Origin of the sequence: Streptomyces spongiae, from assembly GCF_009377185.1 — a bacterium.
In the GTDB taxonomy this organism is placed as follows: domain Bacteria; phylum Actinomycetota; class Actinomycetes; order Streptomycetales; family Streptomycetaceae; genus Streptomyces; species Streptomyces spongiae.
Map to the genome: position 1 here is coordinate 1 of NZ_VJZC01000595.1, position 6,081 is coordinate 6,081.

A 6,081-nucleotide genomic window follows, 5' to 3' on the forward strand; every position below is an offset into this window, starting at 1 on the left:
GGTCCGGCTGTGGGGTCGGATGTCTCGGGGCTGGTGTTCCCTGACTCGGCGCAGGCGTCGGCTGGTCCGGCTGTGGGGTCGGATGTCTCGGGGCTGGTGTTCCCTGACTCGGCGCAGGCGTCGGCTGGTCCGGCTGTGGGGTCGGATGTCTCGGGGCTGGTGTTCCCTGACTCGGCGCAGGCGACGGCCGCCTCGGTTGCGGGGCCGGACGTCACGGCGCAGGCGCCCACCACCCCGGCTCAGGTGCCCACCACCTCGGCTCAATTGCCCACCGCCCCGCCGCAGGTCCCCGCCGTCCCGCCGCGCGGGCCGGACGTCATGGCGTTGGTCGACGCCGTGTGGTCCGGGCTCGAACCCCAGTTGGCCGTCACCGCTCCGATGCCGCGCCGGCGGCGCTGGTCGGCGCGTGTGTCGAGGTGGCTGACGCCCACGATGGTGCCGTGGCTGGCCATGGTCGGGATGGTGACGCTGCTCGCGCTCCTGTTCGACCTGGTCGACACCGCCTCCGGCGAGGTGTCGCTGGTGCTGCTGCTCGCCCCGGTCCTGCCCGTGCTCGGCGTCGCGGCGTCGTGGGCGCGCGGCCTCGACCCGGCGTACGAGCTGACGGCCTCGGTGCCCAGAGCTGGGCTCTACCTGGTGCTGCGGCGCACCGCGTCCGTGCTCGTCGTGGTCGTTCCCGTGCTGTCGGTGGGCGGATGGGCGACGGGAGTGACGGCCGCGCAGTGGCTGCTGCCCTGTCTGGCCTTCACCTCGGCGACCCTGGCGCTCGGCGCTCTCGTCGGGGTGACCCGCGCCGCCGTCGCGCTGGTGACCGTGTGGGCCGGAGTGATCGTGGCGCCGACCCTGGCCGCGAGCCGTATGACCTTCGCCCTGCAGACGGGCGGCCTGCCCGTGTGGGGGCTGATCCTCGCGCTCGGCACCGGTGTCGTGATCGCCCGCAGGGGCGCGTACTCCGAGCTGGGAGCCCATCGGTGACCGTCGGAAAGGCCGTCGGAAAAGCCATCGGAAAGACCATGGGAAAGGACCACCACATGATGCCCGCGGTGAGCGCGGCCGACACCGCGCCGACGGCCTACGCCTGGGAGATCCAGGCCACCGGGCTGAAGGTCAGGGCCGGTAGGAAACGGATGGCCGTCGACGGGCTCGACCTGTCGCTGGGCACCGGCGTACATGGCCTCCTCGGACCCAACGGGGCGGGCAAGACCACCCTCATCCGGGCGCTGGCCACCGTACTGCGCCCCGCCGAGGGCACCCTCGAACTGCTCGGCGAGTCCGTGAGCGGCCTGCGCGAGCACCGTGCGCTGCGCCGCCGGATCGGCTACCTGCCGCAGGAGTTCGGCTACTACAAGCGCTTCACCGTGCGCGAGTTCGTCGAGTACATGGCGTGGCTGAAGGAGGTGCCCAAGGCGGACATCCCGGCGGCGGTGCAGCGGGCCGTGGAGCGGGTGGGCCTGGCGGACCGCGCCGACGACAGGATGAAGGCCCTGTCGGGCGGCATGGTGCGGCGGGTCGGTATCGCCCAGGCCATCGTCAACGACCCGTCGGTCCTGCTGCTGGACGAACCGACGGTCGGCCTGGACCCGGCGCAGCGCCTGCGCTTCCGCGAGCTGTTGCAGGAGCTGGGCACGGACACCTGCGTGGTCGTCTCGACCCACCTCGTGGAGGACGTCGCCGCCGCCTGCACCGACGTGGTGCTCTTCGCCGAGGGCCGGCTGGTCTTCCAGGGCACCCCTGACGAACTGGCCGCGGCGGGCGGCCCCGAGCACGTGGGCGACAGCCCGCTGGAGCGCGGCTACTCGGCGCTGCTGCAGGGCCCCGAGCAGGGAAGGGGATCCTGGTGAACGGCCGCGTCCTATGTATCGAACTGCAGCGCTCCGTCGCCCCGTGGGCCGGCGCCGTGGTCCTGACGACGGCGCTGGGGTTCCTGTACCTGCTGAACGCCGAATGGTGGAGGGGCACCACGGCGTGGACGGCCCAGTGGACGTCCATGGCCCTGTGGACCCGCTCCCTGCTGTTCTACCTGTGGCCGCTCGCCGTGGGGCTCGGGGCGCTCCAGGGCCTGCGCGACCACCGCTCGAAGATGTCCGAGCTGCTGACGAGCACGCCGCGGCCCGCCCGGCACCGCGCGGCCACGCTGGCGGGCACGACGGCGATCACGCTGGCCTCGGCCTTCGCGCTCCTCGTCCTCGTGGGCGGGGTCCAGGTGCTCGCCCACACCGAGTACACGCACCTCGGATGGCTGCCGATCTCGCTGGTGGGGGCACTCGCTCTCGTCGCGGGGGCCGTGCTGGGCATGGGGGTCGCGCAGGCCCTGCCGTCCGTACTCACCCCGCCCGCGCTGGCCATCGGAGCCTTCGCGTTCACGGCACTCATGCACATGTCGCTCGGCCGGACGGAGACGGACACGACGGCGGGGGTCACGAGCACGGAACCGAACCGGGTCTCGCTGCTGTCACCGGCGGTACGGGAGGCCCGCGAGGTGTTCGTCACGCTCTCCGCCTCCGTGCACGTCGGGCAGACGATCTGGCTGCTCGGCATGGCCGCGACCGGCTTCGCGCTGCTGGTCGCCGCGACCTGGCGCACCCGGCTGATCGCCCTGACGCCCGTCCTGGCGGGCGCGGTGATCGCCCTGCTCGTCCTCCCCTCCGACCCGCGCCGGATGTATGTCGTCGACGAGGCCGCCGCGGCGCTGGTGTGCGACGGCCCGGTGTGCGTGACGAAGACGCACCAGGGACGACTCGGCGACCTGGCAGGTCCCGGCAAGGAGGCGCTGCGCCTGTTGCACGGAGCCCTGGGCGGCCAGGCACCGGTCTCGGTCCGGGAGAACACCGCCGCACTGCCGGACGGCGCCACGCCGCAGTGGTCCCGCGAGACCGTGCTCCTCGACTTCGACGACGACATCATCGCCGCCGCGAAGGGCGAGGAGCTGACCTGGGCCCTGATCGCACAGGGCATGGTGCCGGACTGCTCCCCCGTCGGCTGGAGCAGCTTCGGGGGAGACCAGTTCGCGCAGACCGTCGCGGTGGGCTGGGTCCTCGGGGACCTCAGGCCGCTGCCCGGCACGGAGTCGGCAAGTATGCGCCAGGAGATCGACGCCGAGGCCAGCCCCGTGTGGAAGGAACTCAAGGCGTTGCCGCGGGCAGAGCAGCTCTCGCGGATCAACGCGATGCGCGCCGCCGCGCTCTCCTGCGAGGGCGACGCGTTCGGCGCACTGTCCGGCGGTGCCTCCCGGTGAGATGGCTGACGCTGTACGCGCGCTCGCGTCAGGTGCCCGCCTCGCTCGCCGTGGTGCTGATCAGCGCGGTGGCGGTGTGGGCCCTCGCCCGGGACGGGGGCGAGGGGCCCGGTGATCCGCGGCTGCCCGTGCTCGTCCTCACCGCTGGGGCGATGGCGTTCTCGATCGGGCTCAGTGGGCAGGACCTCGCGCTGGACCGAACGGCCGCGATCCGCTGGGTGCCCCGCAGAGCGGCGCACGTGCTGCTCGCCGGGTCGCTCGTCGCCGCGGTGCTGCTGAGCGCGCAGGCGATGGGCGAGGACATGGCCACCACCGCGTTCGTCGTCCGGGACAGCGCGGGCCTGATGGGACTGGCCGCCCTGGGCGCGGCGCTCTCGGGCGGCCAGTACGCATGGACGCCGCCGTTCGCCTGGCTCCTGTTCTCGTTCTTCGCCCCGCCCCCGACGGGTGTGCCGACGCAGGTGGCGTCCTGGATGCTGCTCCCGCCGGGCACGACGGCGGGCACCTGGACGGCCTTGACTCTCGCGATCGCCGGCACCGCGGCGTACGCCTTCGCGGGCCCGAGGAGGTAGGCGGTCCCGGCCGACGGTCTGGCGAGCACGATCTCCAGCGAACGCGCGTGCGTACGTACAACTTTCGGCCATTCGTACGAGTCAAAGGAGGCGAGTGCGTCGTCAGCGCGCTCGATCGCTTCAACGGGGATGGGAAGCCTCCATGACTCACCGGACAAACAGGCGTGCGCGTGTGCTCGCCGGGGCCCTCGGCGCCGGACTGCTCGTGCCGTGCGTGGCCGCTGCGGCACCGGCCGCCGCCGCGGCACCGCAGGTCAGCTGTACGTCGAGCCAGGCGGGCCTGGCGACCAAGTTGCAGCGGGACATCACCGCGGCCCTGTCGGGCCGCAACGGGACCATAGCTGTCGGCCTCTACGACAGAGCCACGAACACCACCTGCACCCTGCGCGGCAGTACGGCCTTCGATTCGGCCAGCGTCGTGAAGGTGACCGTGCTCGCCACGCTCCTGTGGGACGCGAAGAAGCACAACCGGTACCTCACCCAGCGCGAGGCCGACCTCTCCACCGCCATGATCACCAGGTCCGACAACGCGGCCACCAGCACGCTGTGGCGGCAGTTGGGGATGACGAAGATCAAGGGGTTCCTGGCCGCCGCCGGGATGACCCAGACCAAGCCGGGGGCGGACGGCTACTGGGGGCTGACCCAGATCACGGTCCAGGACGAGCAGAAGCTCCTGAAGCTGGTCACGGCCAAGAACACCGTCCTCAGCGACAACTCCCGCGCGTACATCCTGAAGCTGATGGGCAAGGTCATCTCCTCGCAGCGCTGGGGTACGCCGGCCGGGGCGCCCTCCACCGTCTCCGTGCACGTCAAGAACGGCTGGCTGCCCCGCGCCACGCACGGCTGGCGCGTGCACAGCATCGGTACCTTCAAGGGCGCAGGACGCGACTACATGATCTCCGTCCTCACGCACGGCAACAGCGACATGACCTACGGCGTGAACACGATCCAGCGCGTCGCGAAGGCCATCCACAAGGACCTCGTGCCGGTCACCAGCAGCGCGAGCGTCCAGCGGTACGTTCCCACGGACGAGCCCAGGGAGGCGCTCGTCCCGGTGCCGGAGAACGGCTGAACTCCCTGACGTTCACGGGAAGTCCACCTCCGAGGCGTCCCGCCCGTCCTACCGTGGCGGCATGCGCCCCAGAAGCCTGAGAACCCTCCTCGCGACCGTCACCGCCGGTCTGGCGGCGGCCGGCACGCTCGCCGCCGCCGGACCGTCCAACGCCGACGCGCTGCGGAACCACGTCCAGAACCAGGCCCAGAACCACACCTGTTCGCCCGCCGTCTCCCTCGACGGCTTCTCCGACGCGCTCGACAAGACGACGTACGAGGGCACCTTCGTCGGTAACTTCTCCGCCCTCGCGGTGGACCTCCCCCACTCTCGGCTTCGCTCGAGCGGGGGGACCCCCACCGGTTCCCTCCTCGCCCTCTCCGACCGCTCCGCGCTCTTCTCCCTGGACCGCCGCACGCTCCGGCCCACGGGTGTCGTGTCGCTCGCCGACGCGGGCGGCGCCGCGCTCGACTCCGAGGGCCTGGTTGTCGACGGTGACGGCACGCGGCTCGTCACCTCGGAGACGGAGCCGTCGGTACGGCGTTACGACCGGGCCGGCCGGCTCCTGGGCGGGAGCCTGCCCGTACCGGACGCGCTTAAGGTCGCCCCCGCCGGACGAGCCACCACCAACCAGACCTTTGAGGGGCTCACCCTCTACCCCGGTGGCCGCACCCTGCTCGCCTCGATGGAGGGGGCGCTCTCTGGGGACACGGCCGGGATCGTGCGCTTCCAGACCTGGGAGCGGAGGTACCACGGGGACTTTCGGTTGTCGGCCCAGTACGGCTACCGGGCCGACGCCGGGCTGGGCGTCGTGGAGACCGCGGCCCTCCCTGACGGGCGGCTGCTCGTCCTGGAGCGGGGCTTCACCGCCGGTGTCGGGAACACGGTCCGGCTCTACCTCGCCGACCCGCGTCGTGCGACGGACACTCGTGGCGTTGAGAACCTCACGGGACAGGCGGGTGTGCGGCTGATCAAGAAGACGCTCCTCACTGACCTGGTGACGTGCCCGTCGCTCGGCGCGACGGCGAAGCAGGCTCAGCCGAACCCGCTGCTGGACAACATCGAGGGGATGACGATCACGGGGCGTGGCCCCGGCGGACTCCGTGTCCTCCTGGTCAGCGACGACAACCAGAACGCAGTGCAGATCACGCGGTTCTACCGGCTGGGGGTCCGCCTGCCGGCGAGCTGAGCGAGGCCTTTACTCGCCCCCGCCGCCCCTACCC

General features: G+C 72.0%; 6 protein-coding genes. All 6 read left to right on the plus strand.

All coding sequences use genetic code 11. The features are described from left to right. Window positions 1-9 precede the first annotated feature (9 nt). Window positions 10-975, plus strand: coding sequence for a RodZ family helix-turn-helix domain-containing protein (locus FNH08_RS42370; RefSeq protein WP_322726350.1), 966 nt, complete (start codon window positions 10-12; stop codon window positions 973-975). 56 nt (window positions 976-1,031) lie between these two features. Continuing rightward, a complete protein-coding gene (locus tag FNH08_RS42375; protein ID WP_194238816.1) occupies window positions 1,032-1,841 on the plus strand; it encodes an ABC transporter ATP-binding protein in 810 nt (269 codons plus the stop codon). Continuing rightward, window positions 1,838-3,235, plus strand: coding sequence for a G protein-coupled receptor family protein (locus FNH08_RS42380; protein ID WP_322726348.1), 1,398 nt, complete (start codon window positions 1,838-1,840; stop codon window positions 3,233-3,235). Before FNH08_RS42375 ends, FNH08_RS42380 begins: the two co-directional genes overlap by 4 nt. Beyond that, complete coding sequence (locus tag FNH08_RS42385) at window positions 3,232-3,807, plus strand: hypothetical protein (protein WP_322726349.1); 576 nt, start codon at window positions 3,232-3,234, stop codon at window positions 3,805-3,807. The genes FNH08_RS42380 and FNH08_RS42385 overlap by 4 nt, the downstream gene beginning before the upstream one ends. A gap of 142 nt (window positions 3,808-3,949) precedes the next feature. Continuing rightward, window positions 3,950-4,879, plus strand: a complete 930-nt coding sequence (locus tag FNH08_RS42390; protein WP_152776838.1) for a serine hydrolase — start codon at window positions 3,950-3,952, stop codon at window positions 4,877-4,879. Window positions 4,880-4,940: 61 nt separating this feature from the next. After that, the gene (locus FNH08_RS42395) at window positions 4,941-6,047 is read left to right on the plus strand and encodes an esterase-like activity of phytase family protein (protein WP_152776839.1); all 1,107 of its coding nucleotides are present in this window, start codon (window positions 4,941-4,943) and stop codon (window positions 6,045-6,047) included. Window positions 6,048-6,081: the final 34 nt, after the last annotated feature.

Bases quoted from the DNA above. Each gene is read 5' to 3' on its own strand.
- FNH08_RS42375 (WP_194238816.1), top strand. From the start codon at position 1,032: ATGATGCCCGCGGTGAGCGCGGCCGACACCGCGCCGACGGCCTACGCC.
- FNH08_RS42390 (WP_152776838.1), top strand. From the start codon at position 3,950: ATGACTCACCGGACAAACAGGCGTGCGCGTGTGCTCGCCGGGGCCCTC.
- FNH08_RS42395 (WP_152776839.1), top strand. From the start codon at position 4,941: ATGCGCCCCAGAAGCCTGAGAACCCTCCTCGCGACCGTCACCGCCGGT.